Consider the following 15732-nt stretch of genomic DNA (forward strand, 5'->3'; position numbering starts at 1 on the left):
TTATCAATCTTTCTTCATGCGACGCGCTTTCTCCGCGCGCAGTTTCGCAAATAGCTTCGTAGCGAGGCCCGGACGGTTCACCTGCTCGGAGCGCTCGATCGCGATCGCCTCGGCAGGGACGTCTTTCGAGATCACCGATCCCGAGCCCGTCAGCGCGCCGTCGCCCACCGTCACCGGGGCCACCAGCATCGTGTCCGAGCCGATGAAGGCGTTCGCGCCGATGGTGGTGCGATGCTTCATCACCCCGTCGTAATTGCAGGTCACCGTGCCCGCGCCGATATTCGTATGCTCCCCGATATCGGCATCGCCCAGATAGGTCAGATGGCCGACTTTCACACCTTCCGCGAGGATCGCGTTCTTCACCTCGACGAAATTGCCGATATGCACGTCCTCGGCGAGTTCCGCGCCGGGGCGCAGACGGGCGAAGGGGCCGATCGTCGCCCCACGCGAGATGTGGCAGCCTTCGAGATGGCAGAAGGCCTCGATCACCGCACCGGATTCGATGGTCACATCGGGGCCGAAGACGACATTCGGGCCCAGCACGACATCGCGGCTGATATAGGTGTCGAGCGCGAACCAGACGCTGGTGGGCTCGACCATGGTCACGCCGTTTTCCATCGCCTCGGCGCGCATCCGCTCCTGGAACAGGGCCTCGGCGCGGGCAAGCTCGGCGCGGGTGTTGATGCCCAGCGTTTCGGCCTCGTCACAGGTCACGACCTGCGCGGTCAGACCCTTCTTGCGCGCGGCTTCGACGATATCGGTGAGGTAGTATTCGCCCGACGCATTCTCGTTCGACAGCCCCGCGACCAGTTCGGTCAGAAGCACTGCGTCACAGGCAATAACGCCAGAGTTGCAAAGGGTTATGCCGCGTTCTTCATCCGTGGCATCCTTGAATTCCACGATCCGATCCAGCGTGTCGCCCTGCGCCACCAGACGCCCGTAACGGCCCGGATCGGCCGCCTCGAAGCCGAGCACGGTCACCGCCGCATCGGACGCCGCCAGCCGCTCCAGCGTCTCGGGCCGGATGAAGGGGGTGTCGCCGTAAAGCACGATCACACGGCCGTCGAACCCGTCGAGCGCGGGCAGGGCCTGCGCCACCGCATGGCCGGTGCCGAGCTGTTCTTCCTGAAGCACGATCTGCGCCTCGGGATCGACCTTCGCGACGGCTTTCTTCACCTTGTCGGCACCGTGGCCCGCAACCACGATCACGGTCTCGGGTTCGAGCGCGCGCCCGGCAGCCAGCGCATGCGCCACCAGCGGCGCGCGGCCCACCTGATGCAGCACCTTCGGCAAGTCGGATTTCATGCGGGTGCCCTGTCCCGCCGCGAGGGTGATCAATGCAATCGCCATTAGAAACCTTTTCTTCTGCTCGGCCCCGTTTTAACCATTGGCTTGCTTGCCGCAAGTGGTGCGTCTTCACGCTTCCTTTCGCGGTGTTACGGAAGGAGCAAAAGGCAATGCGCACAGTGGTTTTCGACCTCGACGGGACTTTGGCGGATACCTCCGCCGACCTGATCGCAGCGGCAAATTCCTGCTTTACGGCGCGCGGCCATGCGCCGCTTCTCGATCCGGCGGGGGACGCGCTGACCGCCTTCCATGGTGGCCGTGCGATGCTCAAGGCCGGCTATGGGCGGCTGGGGCTGCCGGAGGCGGAGGTCGCCGAGCTGGTCGAGGCCGATTATCACCCGCTGCTTGCGCATTACGGCGAGAATATCGACCGCCATACGCAGCTTTATCCCGGCGCGGAGTCGGCAGTGAAAACGCTGCGCGATCAGGGTTTTGCGACGGCCGTCTGCACCAACAAGCCCGAAGGTCTCGCGCGTGATCTGATCGACCGGCTCGGGATCGCCGCGCTTTTCGACGCGCTGATCGGTGCCGATACGCTTCCGCTGCGCAAACCTTCGCCCGATCCCTATCTCGCGGCGGTCGAGCGGGCCGGGGGCAAGCTGGAAACCTCGCTGCTGGTGGGCGACACCAATACCGATCGCGAGACCGCCCGCGCGGTCGGCGTCCCCTGTGTTCTTGTGACCTTCGGCCCGGAGGGGCGCGGCATCGAACGGCTCGCACCCGAGGCGCTGCTCGATCATTTCGACGATCTGCCCGCGCTTGCCGCGCGGATGCTCGGGTGAGCGCCTCGGCGGGGCTGTGCCGCCCCAAACCACCCCTCAGACGCGGCCGCCGACGGCCATGACCGCAGCCCCCATCGGTCCATCGCGCTTTCACGCCACCGCCTTCGTTCTGATCGCGGTGTTTCTCGACATGGTGGGGTTCGGCCTGATCATCCCGGTGCTGCCCTCGCTGATCGCGGATGTCGGCCATGTCGATCTGGCGCAGGCGAGCCGGATCGGCGGCTGGATGTTCGCGGCCTTCAGCCTCGCGCAGTTCCTGTTCGCGCCGCTGATGGGCAACCTCTCGGATCGGTTCGGACGGCGCCCGCTTTTGCTGCTCGCCATCGGCGGTCTGGGCGTCGATTACCTGTTTCACGCCTTCGCGCCGACGCTGCTCTGGCTCTTCGTGGGCCGGATCGTCGCGGGCATCTGCGGCGCGTCCTACGTCATCGCGAACGCCTATCTTGCCGATATCACCCCACCGGCCGAGCGCGCCCGCGCCTTCGGTCTGATCGGCGCGGCCTTCGGCTTCGGCTTTATCGCAGGGCCCGCGCTTGGCGGGTTTCTGGGCGAGCTTGGCCCCCGCGTGCCGTTCTTCGTGGCGGCCGCGCTGTCGGGGCTGAACCTGATCTACGGGCTGATCGTGCTGCCCGAAAGCCTGCCCCAGGGCCTGCGCCGTCCGGTGGACTGGCGCGCCTGCAACCCGCTGGGCACGCTGAAAGTCTTCGCGCGTTATCCGGGCGTGCTGCCAATGGGCACCGCCCTTGGCGTCTATCTTTTCGCCTCCGCCGTGTACCCCGCGATCTGGCCTTATTGGGGGATGGCGAAATTCGGCTGGTCCGAGGGGACGGTGGGGCTGACACTTGCAGGCTACGGGGTCGTCGCGGCGATCTTTCAGGGCGGGCTGGCCGGTCCGCTCGCGTCCCGTCTGGGCGAGGCGCGGGTGGTGGTGATCGGGCTGATTGTCGGGATCGGCATGACCATCGCACTGGGTCTGTCGACCTCGCTTGCAATGGTCCTGATCGTCCTCTTGATCACCGGGATCGAGGGGCTGGTGCATCCGATGATCGCCTCGCTGATGTCCAACGCGGTGCCCGAGGATGCGCAGGGCGCGCTGCAGGGTGGCATATCCGCGCTGATGAACCTCGCAATGCTGGCGGGCACCTTGTTCTTCACCCAAGTCTTCGGGATATTCCTCGCCGAGAACGCTCCGATCCGCACGCCGGATATGGCCTTTTACGTGGCTTCCGTGATCCTGCTGGTGGCATTGGCGCTGTTCATCCGCGCAAGAAAGGTCTGAGCGATGTCCGAGGTCTTCAAAGGCAACTTCACCCAGCAGGAGCCGATCCCCGAAGATGCGATCGAACGCGCCGTCGAGGTGATGCGCTCGGGTCGCCTGCATCGATACAACACGCTGCCCGGAGAGCCGGGCGAGGTGGCGCTGCTGGAAGAAGAATTCGCCGGGTTGACTGGTGCGCCCTATTGCCTCGCCGTCGCCTCGGGCGGCTACGCTCTGGGCTGCGCGCTGCGCGCCGTAGGCGTCGGCCCGGGCGATCCGGTGCTGACCAATGCCTTCACGCTCGCCCCCGTGCCCGGCGCGATCGCGGCGGTCGGTGGCAAGCCCGTGCTGGTCGAGGTGACGGATCAACTGACCATCGATCTTGACGATCTGGCGGCGAAAGCCCCGCAGGCGCGGGTGCTGATGCTGTCACATATGCGCGGCCATATCTGCGACATGGACGCGCTGATGGAGATCGCGCGCGCCCATGATCTGACGGTGATCGAGGATTGCGCCCATACGATGGGGGCGACATGGGCCGGGGTTCACTCGGGGCGGCATGGCGCGATCGGGTGCTATTCGACCCAGACCTACAAGCACATGAATTCGGGCGAGGGCGGGCTGATCGTGACCGACGATGCCGAGCTGGCGGCGCGGATGATCCTGCTCTCGGGCAGCTACATGCTTTTCGAGCGGCACCGCGCAGCGCCCGGCCCGGAGGTGTTCGAGGGGCTGAAATACGACACGCCCAATGTCTCGGGCCGGATGGACCATCTGCGCGCCGCGATCCTGCGTCCGCAACTGTCGACGCTGGCGGATCGGGTGGCGCGCTGGAATGCACTGTACCGTGAGGTCGAAGCCGGGCTTGCCGGGGCGGAGGGCATCGCGCTGATCGAGCGCCCCGAGGCCGAGAGCTATGTCGGCTCGTCCTTCCAGTTCCGCCTGCCGGGGCGCTCCGCCCCGGAGATGCTGGATTTTGTCGCCCGGGCTGCGGCCCGCGGGGTCGAGCTGAAATGGTTCGGCGCGGATGAGCCTGCGGGCTTCACCTCGCGCCATGACAGTTGGCGTTATGCCGAGGCGCAGAACCTGCCGCGCACCGATGCGGTGCTGGCGACGCTGCTGGATCTGCGCCTGCCGCTGACTTTCTCGACGGATGACGCCGCCCAGATCGCGCGCATCCTGCGCGAAGAGGCCGAGGCCTGATCTTCACCCCGCGCGCGAGATCCAGTCGGCGATCATCAGGTCGAGATGCGCGCCACCGCCATTCTTGTAAAGCGTGATCTCTTCGGCGCTTTCCCGCCCGCGCGCGCCGCCGATAAGATCGTAGAGATCGGCCTTCACCGCCTCGGGCGTGATCACCCCTTCGCGGATCGGGATCAGCAACTCGCCGATATGGCCCAGCGTGGTGTCGCGGCTGTCGACAAAGAGGCTCGCCGTCGAGATCAGCGCATCGTCGGCCTCGCGCATATCGGCCTTATAGGCTCCGATCAGATCGACATGGGTGCCGGGCTTTACCCATGCGCCCTGCAAGACGGGCGCGCGGGCCATCGTGGCGCAGCTGACGATATCGGCCTCTGCCACGGCTTCGGCGAGATCGGTCACCGCGCGCAGGCTAATGCCCTCGGGGGCGGGGTCAGCCGCCAGCTCCTGCGCCTGCTCGGGGCGGCGCGTCCAGAGCGTGATCTCCGTCAGCCCCGGAAAGCCCGCCGCATAGGCCGCGATCAGCGAGCGTGCGACCCGGCCCCCGCCCACGATCAACAGACGACGGCTGTCCTGGCGGGCGAGAAGCTGCGCGCCCAGAACGGAATCGGCGGCGGTCTTGAACTCGGTCACCAGCGGGCAATCGACGATCGCGGTGGGCTGGCCATGCTCGGGCTCGAACACCACCATCGCGCCTTGCACCGTCGGCAGTCCCGCCTGCGCATTGCCGTCGCAGACGGTGAAGGATTTCACCCCGTAACCCAGCCCCGGAATATAGGCCGCGCGGCTCAGCAGTACCGCATCCGAGGGCCCGAGAAACGTATCGCCCAGCTCCGCCTTCGGGCGCGTATGGCCCGCGCGCAGCGCCGCGATTGCGCCCGGCCAGTCCAGCTTTTCAGCGATGTCATAGGGGATGATCTTCGGGCTCATGTCGTCTCCTTCATTGTCTCGGGCGTCACAGAGGCGCCAGCCAGCGCGCCGGGGCCGACACCTCGCGCGGCCCGTTGGCGGCACCGGTGATCGCATCGGCCAGTAGCGCACCGCAGCCCGCCGAAAGCGTCCAGCCCAGCTGCCCGTGGCCTGCATTGACCCACAGGTTGTCGTAAGACTTCACCCGACCAAGGAAGGGCGGGCCATGCGGGGTCGAGGGCCGCAATCCGGTCCACAGCACCGGTGGTGCATCGCTCACCGCATCGCCGAAACGCGCGGCGACGTAATCGGTCAGCACCTTCGTGCGATCCTCGCGCGGCGTCCGGTCGCGCCCGGCGAATTCGGCAATCGCGGTCACCCGCAAGACACCACCATAAGAGGCCACAGCCAGCATCGCGGCCTCGTCGATATAAGGGTGGCGGGGCAGGCGGCTCGGGTCGCGCACCTCCCATGTCCCCGAATAACCCTTCACCGGGTAGATATCCGGCGCAAAGCCCAGAGGCCGCGCCAAATCGGGCGTCTCCACCCCGGCGGCGAGGATCACTTGCGCCGCGGGCAGCGTCTCGTCGGCGAGGTTGACCCCGGTGATCTTGCCATGAGCCTGCGTGAAGCCGGTCACCGCGCTGTTGTAGCGAAATTGCACGCCGTGCTTGGCGGCAAGGGCTTTGGCGGCGGCGCGGGTCACCTCGTGGCAATTGCCCGCGGCATCCATCGGCGAGAGGAACCCGCCCGCAAAACCCGCCTCTGCCAAGAGCGGATCGTTTTCGGCCAGCCAGTCCGGGTCGATCCGCGTCAGTCGCCCGTCGTCATGGGCGTCGATCTCATCGGTTGCGTTATAAAGATAGAGCCCACCTTCAAAGCGGATCAGCGCGTCCAGTCCCAGCTCCTGCGCCATGTCGGGCAGGGCGGCGCGAGCGGTCTCGGCCAGCCGCATCATCCGCGCGGTATTGCGTGCCTGCGCGGCCCCGGTGCAGTTGCGCAGGAAGGTCGTGCCCCAGCGCCACAGCGCCGGATCGAAGGGCGCGGTCAGCTTCACGCCCGGATTGCGCCCCGCCATCGCGCGCAGCAGTTGCGGCAAGGCATCCGGTCCCGCCCAGGCGCTCGCATGGCCAATCGAGACGATCCCGGCATTCGCGCGCGAACACAGCTCCGCCGGGCCGGGCAGGCGGTCGATCACCGTCACCGGCAACCCGCGGCGGGCCAGCGCCCATGCGGTCATCGTGCCCACGATCCCCGCTCCGATCACGATATGACGTGGCTGGCCCATCTTCGCTCCCGTTGGTTTCCAAGCTCTCAGGTCTCTTTGTGGCGGCAATCACTGCAAGTGACCAGCCCCTGTGCCAGTGGCTCGTGCCGCTGCGTCCTTTGTCCGCGTCCCAGCCCACGGGCCTTGACCCGACTCGGCAATTGCGCATAAATGAACGCGCGTTCAATAAACCGGGGGAGGAGATCCGATGTTCGCAGGTTCGATGGAGTTCGATCTGGGCGAGGATATCGCCGCACTGCGCGATATGGTGCGCCGTTGGGCGTCCGAGCGTGTGGCCCCGATCGCGGCCAAAACCGATCTGGATAATGAGTTTCCGAACGAGCTTTGGACCGAGATGGGCGAGCTTGGCCTGCTCGGGATCACCGTGTCGGAAGAATATGGCGGGGCCGGGATGGGCTATCTCGCTCATGTCGTGGCCACCGAGGAAATCGCGCGGGCTTCGGCCTCGATCGCGCTCAGCTACGGCGCGCATTCCAACCTCTGCGTGAACCAGATCAAGCTGAACGGTTCTGACGCGCAGAAGAAGAAATACCTGCCCGGGCTGATCTCGGGCGAGTCCGTCGGCGCGCTCGCGATGTCGGAATCCGGCGCAGGCTCGGATGTGGTGGGCATGAAGCTCAAGGCCGAGAAGCGCAACGGCTACTACGTCCTGAACGGCCATAAATACTGGATCACCAACGGCCCCGATGCCGATACGCTCGTGGTCTATGCCAAGACCGACCCGGAAGCGGGCTCCAAAGGCATCACCGCCTTCATCGTCGAGAAGGATTTCAAGGGCTTCACCACCTCCAAGCATTTCGACAAGCTCGGCATGCGCGGCTCGAACACGGCGCAGCTGTTCTTCGAGGATTGCGAAGTGCCCTTCGAGAACGTGCTGGGCGAAGAGGGGCGCGGCGTGCGCGTCCTGATGTCGGGCCTCGATTACGAGCGCGTGGTGCTTTCGGGCATCGGCACCGGCATCATGATGGCCAGCCTCGACGAGGTCGTGCCCTATTGCAAGGAGCGCGAGCAGTTCGGCCAGCCGATCGGGAATTTCCAGCTCATGCAGGGCAAGATCGCCGATATGTATGTCGCGATGAACACCGCGCGGGCCTACACCTACGAGGTCGCGAAGGCCTGTGATCGTGGCGCGGTGACGCGTCAGGATGCGGCTGCCACCGTGCTTTATGCGTCCGAGCAGGCAATGGTGCAGGCGCATCAGGCGGTGCAGGCCCTTGGCGGGGCCGGGTTCCTAAACGACTCCAACGTCTCGCGCCTGTTCCGGGACGCGAAGCTGATGGAGATCGGCGCGGGCACCTCGGAAATCCGTCGGATGCTCATCGGTCGCGAGATCATGGGAGCCGTCTGATGCGAGCGGGCGCTCTCCTCCTGATCGGGTTTGCAGCGCCACTGGCGGCGCAGGCCCAAGGGGCAGGGGCGGATTTCGATCCGGCCCCGTTGGAGAGCTGCCTGTCGGGCGCCGAAGACCCTGCGTCCTGCATCGGCAAAGCGGCGGAGCGATGCATCGGTGACGATGCCAGCCCCACCGACCGCCGCGCCTGCTATGATGCCGAGCGCGCATTCTGGTCGGACCGGGCGGCGACAGCCCTCGACAGTTTGCGCCAAGCGGCGGCGGCCAGTGACGCGGCGCAAATCGTGGCGGGCAAGTCACCGTCCGGATTGCAAGGCGCGCAGCTGGGTGAGGCGGAAGCCGCCTGGGCGCGCTACCGCGATGGCGCCTGCGCCTATGGGGCCGCGCTGCAGGGCGCGGGTGCGGAGGCGGACGAGGCGCGGTGCCTGATGCGCAAGACCGCCGAACATGCGCTGGAATTGCAGGACTGGGCCGAGACGCTGTCCGCTCATGGCAAGGGAGGGACGCAATGAAGACGCTTTGGATGATCGGTGTCGCCATGCTGAGCCTATCGGCCACTGCCGCGCGCGCCGAAGGCATTCCCGTCGCCTATGATCCGCAGGTTATCACGGCCTGTCTCGCAGCTAAAAACGGACCCGCCCGCAGCGCCTGTATCGGGCTTGGGGCTGCACATTGCATGACTGTAGACAATGCCGGGTCGAGCAATGCGGGCATGGGCTTTTGCTTCGGCGCAGAACGCGACGATTGGGACAGCCGCCTGAATGCAGCCTATCAGACGGTCGTCGCGCAGGACGGCAAGATGGATGCGGAACTGCAAGAGCTGGGTTCCGCCGCGCCGCCGCAGGTGCCTGCGCTGAAAGAGATGCAGCGCGCATGGATCGCCTATCGCGATGCGTCCTGCACCTATGAAATGTCGACTTGGGGCGGCGGCTCGGGCGCAGGCCCGGCCGGATCGCAATGTGAAATGCAACTGACCGGAGCGCAGGCGCTGCGCCTGATCGCGCGCGCCGAGCAGCTTGAAGGAGATACCCAATGAAAGGGCTATCAATCGTCGCGGCACTGATCTGTGCCACGCCCGCCTTGGCGCAGGAGCCGAGCGTCGATCCGGATGCGGTGCGCGCCTGTTTCGACGGGGCGAAGGATACGCATCCCGCCTGTATCGGCGAGGCGGCCGCTACCTGTCAGGGTCAGCCGGGCGGCGATACGACGCTTGGCATCTCGGCTTGCCTGCAAGGCGAGGCGCAGGTCTGGGACGATATCGCGAAGTCGCAATATAAGGCGGCGCGCGCCCGTCTGCTGGAGCAGGGCGGCACGGAGCTCGCCAACAAGCTGCTCGATGCGCAAAGCGCGTGGGGGCAGTATCGCGACGCCGATTGCGGGCTGCTCTACGAGATTTGGAAGGACGGCACGATCCGCACGGTCGTGGCGTCGCAATGCTACCTCGAGCGTACGGCGCAACGCGCGCTGGAACTGCGCGATTTGGGGAGGATGGAATGAAACTGTTATCGCAGGCCCTGACCTCGTCGGAGGACTTTCAGGCCAATCGCAAGGCGCATCTCGACGCGCTGTCGCAGATCGAAAACGCGGCTGCACAGGCAGCGGCTGGCGGCGGCCCCGCCGCGCTGGAGCGGCACCTGTCGCGCGGCAAGATGGCGCCGCGGGAACGGGTGGCGGGGCTTCTCGACCCCGGCTCGCCGTTTCTGGAAATCGGCGCGACTGCGGCGCATGACATGTATGGCAATGCCGCGCCATGCGCAGGCGTGATCGCCGGGATCGGTCGGGTGCAAGGCCAAGAGGTCATGGTGGTCGCCAACGACGCCACCGTAAAGGGCGGCACCTATTACCCGCTGACGGTGAAGAAACACCTGCGCGCACAGGAAATCGCAGAGGAAAACCATCTCCCCTGCATCTACCTCGTCGACTCGGGCGGTGCGAACCTGCCCAATCAGGACGAAGTCTTCCCCGATCGCGACCATTTCGGGCGCATCTTCTACAATCAGGCCCGGATGTCGGCGAAGGGCATTGCCCAGATCGCGGTGGTGATGGGGTCCTGCACGGCGGGCGGTGCCTATGTGCCCGCGATGTCGGATGTGACGATCATCGTGAAAGAGCAGGGCACGATCTTCCTCGCAGGCCCGCCTCTGGTGAAGGCCGCGACGGGCGAAGTGGTCACCGCCGAGGACCTCGGCGGCGGCGACGTGCATACGCGCCTCTCCGGCGTGGCCGATTACCTCGCCGAAGACGATGCCCATGCTTTGGCGCTGGCGCGCCGCGCGGTCGGCAATCTAAACTACACGAAACCTTCGACGGTGAACTGGCAATCCCCCGAGGAGCCCGCCTACGACCCCGAGGAAATCCTCGGCGTCGTCCCGGCAGACCTGCGCACCCCCTACGACATCCGCGAGGTCATCGCGCGCCTCGTGGACGGCTCGCGCTTCGACGAGTTCAAACCGCGCTTCGGCGAGACCATCGTCACCGGCTTCGCCCATGTCAAAGGCTGCCCCGTGGGCATCGTCGCCAATAACGGCGTGCTGTTCTCGGAAGCCGCGCAGAAGGCCGCGCATTTCATCGAACTCTGCTCGCAGCGGTCGATCCCGCTGGTCTTCCTGCAAAACATCACCGGCTTCATGGTCGGGCGCAAATATGAAAACGAGGGCATTGCGCGCCACGGGGCAAAAATGGTCACCGCCGTCGCCACCACCTCGGTGCCGAAGATCACAATGCTGGTCGGTGGCTCCTTCGGGGCTGGCAATTACGGCATGGCGGGCCGGGCCTATTCCCCGCGCTTCCTCTGGACCTGGCCCAACTCGCGGATCTCCGTGATGGGCGGCGAACAGGCGGCCGGTGTGCTCGCTACCGTCAAACGGGACGGGATCGAGCGCAAGGGCGGCCAGTGGTCGGCCGAAGAAGAGGCCGAGTTCAAGCGCCCCACTATCGAGATGTTCGAGCGCCAGTCGCACCCGCTCTACGCCTCGGCGCGGCTCTGGGATGACGGCATCATCGACCCGCGCAAATCGCGCGACGTGCTGGCGCTCTCGCTCTCCGCCGCGCTCAACGCTCCGATCGAGCCGACCCGCTTCGGCCTGTTCCGGATGTAACTTTCATGCCTCCGGCGGGGATATTTGGATCAAGAGGAAGTGCAAAGCTTCGACTTGGCCGAAATATCCCGGGGGGCTCCGCAGGAGCGGGGGCAGCGCCCCCTCCGACGCTCTCAAAGGGGAGACCGACATGTTTTCCAAGATCCTGATCGCCAATCGCGGGGAGATCGCCTGCCGCGTGATCGAGACCGCACGCAAACTGGGCGTGGCGACCGTCGCCGTCTATTCCGAGGCCGACAGCGAGGCGCGCCATGTGGCGATGGCCGACGAGGCGGTGGCCATTGGCGGCCCCGCGCCGAAAGACAGCTATCTGCGCGGTGATGCGATCATCGACGCCGCCAAACAGACCGGCGCGCAGGCGATCCATCCGGGCTACGGGTTCCTCTCGGAGAACCCCGATTTCGTCGATGCCGTCGAGGCGGCGGGGCTGGTCTTCATCGGCCCCTCGGCCAAGGCGATCCGCGCGATGGGGCTCAAGGATGCAGCCAAGGCGCTGATGGAAAAGGCGGGCGTGCCCGTCGTGCCGGGCTATCACGGCGACAATCAGGACCCCGAGCACCTCGCGGGTGCGGCCGACACGATCGGCTACCCGGTGCTGATCAAGGCGGTCGCGGGTGGCGGCGGCAAGGGGATGCGGCTGGTCGAGGCGCCGTCCGAATTCGCGGATGCGCTGGCTTCCGCGCAGGGCGAGGCGCAGACCGCCTTCGGTAATCCTGCCGTGCTGATCGAGAAATTCATCGGATCGCCGCGCCATATCGAAGTGCAGGTCTTCGGCGATGGCGCGGAAGCGGTGCATCTGTTCGAGCGCGACTGTTCGCTCCAGCGGCGCCACCAGAAGGTGATCGAGGAGGCCCCCGCACCGGGCATGACGTCCGAGATGCGCGAGGCGATGGGGCAGGCGGCGACGCGCGCGGCGGAAGCGATCGGCTATAAGGGCGCGGGCACGGTGGAGTTCATCGTGGACGGCTCAGACGGGCTGCGCCCGGATCGGTTCTGGTTCATGGAGATGAACACCCGCCTGCAGGTCGAGCATCCCGTGACCGAGGCGATCACGGGGGTCGATCTGGTCGAATGGCAATTGCGGGTGGCCTCCGGCGAGCCGCTGCCCTGCGCGCAGGACGATCTGACGATCACCGGCCATGCGTTCGAGGCGCGGCTTTACGCGGAAGACGTGCCCGCGGGCTTCCTGCCCGCGACGGGGACGCTCTCGCATCTGCGCTTCGCCGATGGGTGTCGCGCCGATACCGGAGTGCGCACCGGCGACACGATCAGCCCGTGGTACGATCCGATGATCGCCAAGGTCATCACCCATGGGCCGACGCGGGCGACCGCGCTGGGGCGACTTGCGCGCGCCTTGGAAGAGACGGAAGTGGCGGGCACGGTGACGAACCTCGCCTTCCTCGCGCGGCTTGCGCGGCACGAGGGCTTCGCGCAGGGCAAGGTCGATACCGGGCTGATCGGGCGCGAGATCGACGCGCTCGCCGCCCCGACCGAGACGCCGGGTGCCGCAAAAGCGCTGGCCGTAGTCGCTGCGGCGGGGCTTTGGGACGGCGATGCGAGCGGCTTCAGCCTCTGGCAATCGCCGCGCCGCGCCGTGCCCTTCGAGGAAGAGGCCGCGATCCGCGTGCACGGGCGGGGCCATGTCGCGGTCGAGCTGGGCGAGGAGGCTCATACGTGCCAGCTGGCCGAGGATGGCTGGCGGGTGGATGGTGCCAAGACCGGGGCGCGGATGGCGCAGTCGGACGGGGCGATCACGATCTTCCTGCATGGCGCGCATCGCTTCGATATCCCCGACCCGCTGGCGCGCGGGGCAGATGCCGACGCTTCCGATCTGACGCTCGCGCCGATGCCGGGGCTGGTGAAGGCGGTCTTCGTCTCTGCCGGAGATACGGTGGCGGCGGGGGACCGGCTTGCCATCATGGAAGCGATGAAGATGGAACACACGATGCGCGCAGCCCGCGACGGTGTGGTGGCCGAAGTTCTGGTGACTGAGGGCGCGCAGGTCGAAGCGGGCGCGGCGCTCATCCGGCTGGAGGACGAGGCATGATCCGACTGCATCACATCCCCGGCGCGCGCTCGATGCGGGTGCTGTGGCTGCTGGAGGAGATGGGGCTCGAGTACGAGCTTCAGACATGGTCGCTCACCGATGGCTCGCTGCGCAGCCCGGAGTTTCGCGAACTCTCGCCCGCCGGGCGCATCCCGGCGCTGGAGGTCGACGGGCGGTCGATCTTCGAGAGCGGCGCGATCGTCGAATACCTGACCGAGACGCGGCCCGAGGCGGGGCTGGCCCCGGTCACGGGGGAGCCCACTCGCGCGGATTTCCTCGAATGGGTGCATTTCGCTGAGACGCAGGGCAACATCCTGCAAAGCCTCAATATTCAGCATATCTTCCTGCGTCCGCCCGAGGCGCGCTCGCCCGCAATGATGGCGCTCGAGACGAAGCGGCTCGGCGTGACGATGAAGGCGCTCGAGGCGCATCTGGTCGGGCGCGACTGGCTGATCGGAACGTTCTCGGCAGCCGATTGCATGATGGGGTTCAATATCGACGCGATGTTCCGCTTCGTACCGCGCGAGGGCTTCCCGAACATCTCCGCCTATCGCGACCGGATCGAGGCGCGGCCTGCCTATCAGCGCGCGGTCGAGAAGGGCGGGGCGAGCATGTATGCGCAGGATTTCTACGAGCTGCCCCCGATGGAGCAAGGCAATGGCTGAGACTGTCGAAATCTTCGAGATGGCCCCGCGTGACGGGCTGCAGAACGAAAAGCGCCAGATCGCGCTTTCCGACAAGATCGCGCTGGTCGATTGCCTGAGCCGAGCCGGGTTCCGGCGGATCGAGGTGGGGTCTTTCGTCAGCCCGAAATGGGTGCCGCAAATGGCCGACTCGGCGGAAGTCTTCGCCGGAATCACGCGCCGCCCCGGTATTTCCTACGCGGCGCTGACGCCGAACATGAAAGGCTACGAGGCGGCGAAAGCGGCCAAAGTCGATGAGGTTGCGATCTTCGCCTCCGCCTCCGAGGGGTTTTCGCGCGCGAACCTGAATTGTTCGATCAGTGAAAGCCTGGAGCGGTTCGCGCCCATCATGGAGGCTGCGAAAGTCGATAATATGAAAGTCCGCGGCTATATCTCTGTCGTCACGGATTGCCCATTCGATGGGAAAACGCCGCCGGAGAACGTGGCCCGGGTCGCGGAGCAACTGCGCGACATGGGCTGCTACGAGATCAGCCTCGGCGACACGATCGGGCAGGGTACGCCCGAAAGCGTGACGGCGATGCTGCGCGCGGTGTTGGGTGAGGTCCCGGCGGAAAAGCTCGCCGGGCATTTCCACGACACCTCCGGGCGCGCGCTGGAAAATATCGAAGCCTCGCTCGAGATGGGCCTGCGGGTGTTCGACGCCTGCGTCGGGGGCTTGGGCGGCTGTCCCTATGCGCCCGGCGCGGCTGGCAATGTTGCGACCGAGGCGGTCCAGGCGCGGCTCGACGCTTTGGGCTACGAGACCGGGCTCGATATGGCCGTTCTGGCCGAGGCCGCCGCGATGGCGAAGAAGATGAAAGGGCAGGGCGATGTTTGAGACGATCAAGACCGAGACCGATGCGCGTGGCATCGCGCGGCTCACGCTGGCGCGTTCGGAGAAGCATAACGCGCTCTCCGAGCAGATGATGGAAGAGATCACCGCGGCGATCGGCCAGCTTGGCACCGATGACGCCGTGCGCGTGGTGATCCTCGCCGCCGAAGGGCCCAGCTTCTGCGCGGGTGGCGACCTGAAATGGATGCAGAGCCAGATCGCGGCGGGCGCGAAAGAGCGTGCGGCGGCGGCGCGCAAGCTCGCAGGGATGCTGCAGGCGCTCAACACCTGCCCGAAACCGGTGATCGGCGCGGTGCAGGGCAACGCCTTCGGCGGCGGGATCGGCATGATGTCGGTCTGTGACGTGGCCATCGGTGTCGAGGGCGCGAAATTCGGGCTGACCGAAACGCGGCTGGGCCTGACGCCTGCGACGATCTCTCCTTATGTCGTCGCGCGCATGGGCGAGGCCCGGGCGCGTCGGGTCTTCATGTCCTCGCGGATCTTCGAGGCCGCCGAGGCGCGCGAGCTGGGATTGCTGGCCAAGGTGGTCTTGCCCGAGGTGCTGGAGCGCGCCGTGATGGCCGAGGCCGAGCCCTATCTCGCCTGCGCGCCGGGGGCGGTGGGCGAGGCGAAGGCGCTGGTCCGGGCGCTGGGGCCGCGGATCGACGAGAGCGTGATCGACATGACGATCGAAGCGCTGGTGACACGCTGGGAATCCGCCGAGTCGGACGAAGGAATCACCGCGTTTTTCGAGAAGCGCGATCCGGCGTGGAAAGCTTAAGGCAGCCTTAAGTGGCACCCTGCGACGCGCAGGTCGAATATTCCGAAAATTCAAAGCGCCGTTAAGTTTGATCGAAGGCTGCGCTGCTGCAAAAGCGGCGCAGTCCAACGCGGGCAGGCTCTGAGCGGCGCTCGAAGCGCAAAAAATTCGCATACA

General features: G+C 66.4%; 15 protein-coding genes. 12 read left to right on the forward strand and 3 right to left on the reverse strand.

What is annotated here, in order from left to right:
- Window positions 1-3: 3 nt before the first annotated feature.
- On the reverse strand, window positions 4-1350 hold the full coding sequence (gene glmU / locus BMI89_RS06155) for a bifunctional UDP-N-acetylglucosamine diphosphorylase/glucosamine-1-phosphate N-acetyltransferase GlmU (protein ID WP_078519446.1): 1347 nt from the start codon (window positions 1348-1350) through the stop codon (window positions 4-6).
- A 107-nt stretch (window positions 1351-1457) separates the two neighbouring features.
- Here glmU and BMI89_RS06160 point away from each other — a divergent pair, with 107 nt between their 5' ends.
- From BMI89_RS06160 to BMI89_RS06170, 3 genes are read left to right on the forward strand one after another with little or no spacing between them, the layout of a single operon-like run.
- Window positions 1458-2129, forward strand: coding sequence for an HAD-IA family hydrolase (locus BMI89_RS06160; RefSeq protein ID WP_078570238.1), 672 nt, complete (start codon window positions 1458-1460; stop codon window positions 2127-2129).
- 58 nt (window positions 2130-2187) lie between these two features.
- The gene (locus BMI89_RS06165) at window positions 2188-3408 is read left to right on the forward strand and encodes a TCR/Tet family MFS transporter (RefSeq protein WP_078570239.1); all 1221 of its coding nucleotides are present in this window, start codon (window positions 2188-2190) and stop codon (window positions 3406-3408) included.
- 3 nt (window positions 3409-3411) lie between these two features.
- Window positions 3412-4590, forward strand: a complete 1179-nt coding sequence (locus tag BMI89_RS06170) for an aminotransferase class I/II-fold pyridoxal phosphate-dependent enzyme (protein ID WP_078570240.1) — start codon at window positions 3412-3414, stop codon at window positions 4588-4590.
- Window positions 4591-4593: 3 nt separating this feature from the next.
- Here the strand turns inward: BMI89_RS06170 and BMI89_RS06175 are convergent, their stop codons facing one another.
- Together BMI89_RS06175 and BMI89_RS06180 are read right to left on the reverse strand one after the other, a co-directional pair.
- Window positions 4594-5517: an ornithine cyclodeaminase gene (locus tag BMI89_RS06175; RefSeq protein ID WP_078570241.1), complete on the reverse strand. Its 924-nt coding sequence runs from the start codon at window positions 5515-5517 to the stop codon at window positions 4594-4596.
- A 25-nt stretch (window positions 5518-5542) separates the two neighbouring features.
- Complete coding sequence (locus BMI89_RS06180; RefSeq protein ID WP_078570242.1) at window positions 5543-6784, reverse strand: FAD-dependent oxidoreductase; 1242 nt, start codon at window positions 6782-6784, stop codon at window positions 5543-5545.
- A gap of 187 nt (window positions 6785-6971) precedes the next feature.
- On the opposite strand from BMI89_RS06180, the gene BMI89_RS06185 reads away from it, so the two are divergent.
- From BMI89_RS06185 to BMI89_RS06225, 9 genes are all read left to right on the forward strand, one after another.
- Window positions 6972-8132, forward strand: a complete 1161-nt coding sequence (locus BMI89_RS06185; RefSeq protein ID WP_078570243.1) for an acyl-CoA dehydrogenase family protein — start codon at window positions 6972-6974, stop codon at window positions 8130-8132.
- Window positions 8132-8647 (forward strand): lysozyme inhibitor LprI family protein, encoded by a 516-nt coding sequence (locus BMI89_RS06190; RefSeq protein WP_078570244.1) that lies wholly within the window; start codon window positions 8132-8134, stop codon window positions 8645-8647. Before BMI89_RS06185 ends, BMI89_RS06190 begins: the two co-directional genes overlap by 1 nt.
- Window positions 8644-9171, forward strand: a complete 528-nt coding sequence (locus BMI89_RS06195; protein ID WP_078570245.1) for a lysozyme inhibitor LprI family protein — start codon at window positions 8644-8646, stop codon at window positions 9169-9171. Before BMI89_RS06190 ends, BMI89_RS06195 begins: the two co-directional genes overlap by 4 nt.
- A complete protein-coding gene (locus BMI89_RS06200) occupies window positions 9168-9632 on the forward strand; it encodes a lysozyme inhibitor LprI family protein (protein WP_078570246.1) in 465 nt (154 codons plus the stop codon). Before BMI89_RS06195 ends, BMI89_RS06200 begins: the two co-directional genes overlap by 4 nt.
- Window positions 9629-11233: a carboxyl transferase domain-containing protein gene (locus BMI89_RS06205; protein WP_078546600.1), complete on the forward strand. Its 1605-nt coding sequence runs from the start codon at window positions 9629-9631 to the stop codon at window positions 11231-11233. Before BMI89_RS06200 ends, BMI89_RS06205 begins: the two co-directional genes overlap by 4 nt.
- A gap of 130 nt (window positions 11234-11363) precedes the next feature.
- Window positions 11364-13280 (forward strand): acetyl/propionyl/methylcrotonyl-CoA carboxylase subunit alpha, encoded by a 1917-nt coding sequence (locus BMI89_RS06210; RefSeq protein WP_078570247.1) that lies wholly within the window; start codon window positions 11364-11366, stop codon window positions 13278-13280.
- Window positions 13277-13945 carry a glutathione S-transferase family protein gene (locus BMI89_RS06215; protein ID WP_078570248.1) on the forward strand — a complete coding sequence of 223 codons (669 nt, stop codon included), beginning with the start codon at window positions 13277-13279 and terminating at the stop codon, window positions 13943-13945. Before BMI89_RS06210 ends, BMI89_RS06215 begins: the two co-directional genes overlap by 4 nt.
- Window positions 13938-14801: a hydroxymethylglutaryl-CoA lyase gene (locus BMI89_RS06220; protein WP_078570249.1), complete on the forward strand. Its 864-nt coding sequence runs from the start codon at window positions 13938-13940 to the stop codon at window positions 14799-14801. The genes BMI89_RS06215 and BMI89_RS06220 overlap by 8 nt, the downstream gene beginning before the upstream one ends.
- Window positions 14794-15576 (forward strand): crotonase/enoyl-CoA hydratase family protein, encoded by a 783-nt coding sequence (locus tag BMI89_RS06225; protein ID WP_078570250.1) that lies wholly within the window; start codon window positions 14794-14796, stop codon window positions 15574-15576. The genes BMI89_RS06220 and BMI89_RS06225 overlap by 8 nt, the downstream gene beginning before the upstream one ends.
- The last annotated feature ends 156 nt before the right edge of the window (window positions 15577-15732 follow it).

Source organism: Thioclava sp. F36-7 (genome assembly GCF_002020075.1).
In the GTDB taxonomy this organism is placed as follows: domain Bacteria; phylum Pseudomonadota; class Alphaproteobacteria; order Rhodobacterales; family Rhodobacteraceae; genus Thioclava; species Thioclava sediminum.